Annotated in this window: 1 protein-coding gene; it reads right to left on the reverse strand. The window is 61.9% G+C overall.

All coding sequences use genetic code 11. The features are described 5' to 3' along the window. Positions 1-2 precede the first annotated feature (2 nt). On the reverse strand, positions 3-1079 hold a 1077-nt coding region (locus tag RM190_RS23300), incomplete at its 5' end, for a porin (RefSeq protein WP_311761870.1).

The raw sequence follows: 1079 nt of genomic DNA on the forward strand, positions 1-1079 counted from the left end.
GCTCAGAACTTCCACCTCATTCCCATGAGGAAAGCGCTCATGTCCTGGTAGTCTGCGTCGGTTTCGTCGTCATATGCGAATTCGCGGTATCCGATATAGGCGTCGATATTCTGCTCGGCGAAGGTCTGGACGGCCTGGACGCCCCATGATTTCGATTCCGAACCCGCGCTGACATAGTCCGAGCCGTCGAAGTAATCGATCGAGACCGCGGTTTTGCCATAATCCCAGAGGTCGCCGCTCCAGCCCAGCTTGACATAGCCATAGCTGCCGGCATCGTCCTTGCCGTCGCCGGTGGCCAGGGTCAGGTTCATCCCGCTGGGCAGGTGGGTCAGCGAACCCGAGGCGATCAGCTGCTCGGTGGTGTCCTCGTCATTCTTCCAGGCATAGCCGAGCGCGGCATCGGCCTCGATCATGTCGTTCTGATAGGCATAGCGCAGGGCGGCGTCGTAATAGTCGGCGTCGTCATCCTCGGCCAGGACCTCCTGGCCATAGGCGGCCGAGAAGGTAAAGCCCGAGAAGTCCGGCGTGTCATAGCGGATGCGGAAGCGCCGGCCGCCGTCGAAATCCTTGAACACGTCGCCGATCGAGATGCCCGACAGCGCCGCACCGTCGCGGAATTCGAAGCCGCCGGCCGTGTCGGGCAGGTTGGCATAACCCGCCAGGCTGGTGCCGGAATTGTCGATCTCTGCGGCGCCGTCGGTGGCCATGCTGCCCTGGCCGAACCAGATCGCGCCGAAATTGCCGGAATAGACGCCCTCGAGCTTGCGGATGTCGGTGCGCTGCCAGTCGATCCAGTCCTCATCCTCGGTCTGGCTGGTATCGGCGGTGTTCTTCAACCCCAGGCTGACCTCAAGGTTGAAGCGCAGCAGGTTCTCGCCATTCGGGACATCGACCCACATCCCGACCCGGCTGGAGGAATTGCTGTTGTCGACGACGCTGTCATAGGTCTGCTCGCCATCGTCCACGCTTTGATAGGTCGGCACGATCTGCCCATAGAACTTCACCGTCGCCCCGGACGGATGCGTGAAGGTCAGATCCTCCGAAAACGCGGGAAAAGCCGCAAGACACAGCGCAGGGGC

Source organism: Paracoccus broussonetiae, from assembly GCF_031854425.1.
Classification (GTDB): domain Bacteria; phylum Pseudomonadota; class Alphaproteobacteria; order Rhodobacterales; family Rhodobacteraceae; genus Paracoccus; species Paracoccus broussonetiae.